Source organism: Microbacterium sp. Bi128 (genome assembly GCF_918698205.1).
The window spans coordinates 1-1,419 of the sequence record NZ_CAKKMM010001312.1 but is presented as its reverse complement, the minus strand read 5'-3'; the positions used below and the strand labels follow the sequence as shown (position 1 = coordinate 1,419).

The window sequence follows — 1,419 nt, the reverse complement described above, 5'->3', positions numbered from 1 at the left end:
GAGAAGACATTGAACTCATAAGTCATGGACGCGATGTAAAGGGTGCCCGAGAGTACGTTCGTGGGCCGCTTGGGATTCCACTGGTACCGGCGGGATGCGCGGTTCACGATGGCAGTCGTAGCGAACCGCAGCCCGAGCCTTTCCGGAGAAGTACCGGATAGCTTCCATACCGCGGCCAACGCGCGCAGGTTGCGCCCGGTGAAAAAGTCAGCAGCGGTGGCGATGCCCATCTTCCCGTGCTGCCCGCGCCACATCTCGCGCCAGCTTTCCAATGGCGCGGTGGGATACCAATCAGTGATATCGGCGCGATGAGGAAAATGAGCAATGGCCATCTCTGTCGCTGTAAGTGGCCGCTGTTCACGGCTTCGGCAACTCAAACACGCGACTGAGACCAGTACCGGAGCGCCGGGAAGTATTTCGGCGTCCCCTTTACGGAAACCAGAGGAGCAATGCGGACAAACTAGGTTTTTTGAAATCGTTCCGTCTGGCTGTCGCGCGGCATCCCAAAAGAGGACATCGTGGCTGCAGCCGGGGCAGACAACCGTATCGGACCAGACGGTGTATTCAATGCGAGCATCGCCCTCACAGCGGGAACACTTTGTACCGTAAAGCTCCTGCTCCAGGTCCGCCAGGCCAGCCAACAAAGTACGTGCTGAATCCGCTAGCGACACAGGATCGTTCGGCGTCGTATACCCAGAAGCAATGTGAACGGCGGCGGGGGATAAATCTGACAGCAACCCCTTGCGACCCGTCAGCAAGGATGCCACGCCCGTCATCCCGGAACCGCAAAACGGGTCCAACACCGTGTCACCGGGTTTGGTGTAGTGCTCGATGACAGGAACAATCCCCTCGGGCGGAACCTTCGTATGGTAGCTATGCGCCCTGTAGAAGATTGAACCCTTCGCACCGACGATTTCCCGCCTATACGGCTCCGTTACAGAGCCGCTCATTACTTGCCGCCCTTCGCGCCGAAGCGAACAACGAAAACAACGCCCAGAGCGTAAGCAATCCTGGTTAGATTGGCCATGGTAATTTCGTGCTCTCCACTTTCCCAGCGGGCAACAATCGACTGAGTAGACCCCATGCGAGTCGCAAGCTGATGCTGGGTCAGCCCCGCTTTCTCGCGATTCAGACGAACCATCGCAGCGATTTCAGAGGGAGTTGGACCGCATTCCGGGGGCGATTCCGGGGCTTTGCCTTGAAGGATGTGCACAGCTCCTATGCTATGAGCTGATCGAGTGCTCCTCGAAATCGACACGCCACGCATTTGGCCCCGCCGCTTGAGACTTTCGCCTCATATGGCCGGGGACAGCTACCGCAGGGAAAGCTCCAACGCCGCGCCAAAGGCAAGTCCGGGTAGCCGCGTGCTGTGTGGCGTTGCCGCCGTGACAGATGTCGAGGCTGGTGGCTGACCGACCA

Annotated in this window: 2 protein-coding genes; both read right to left on the bottom strand. The window is 58.8% G+C overall.

Annotation, left to right across the window (positions count from 1 at the left end):
- Positions 1-950 (bottom strand): DNA methyltransferase (locus LQV45_RS32320; protein WP_230011621.1); only part of this gene is annotated, 950 nt, incomplete at its 3' end.
- Positions 950-1,213 carry a helix-turn-helix transcriptional regulator gene (locus LQV45_RS32315; RefSeq protein ID WP_230011619.1) on the bottom strand — a complete coding sequence of 88 codons (264 nt, stop codon included), beginning with the start codon at positions 1,211-1,213 and terminating at the stop codon, positions 950-952. The genes LQV45_RS32320 and LQV45_RS32315, both read right to left, overlap by 1 nt.
- Positions 1,214-1,419: the final 206 nt, after the last annotated feature.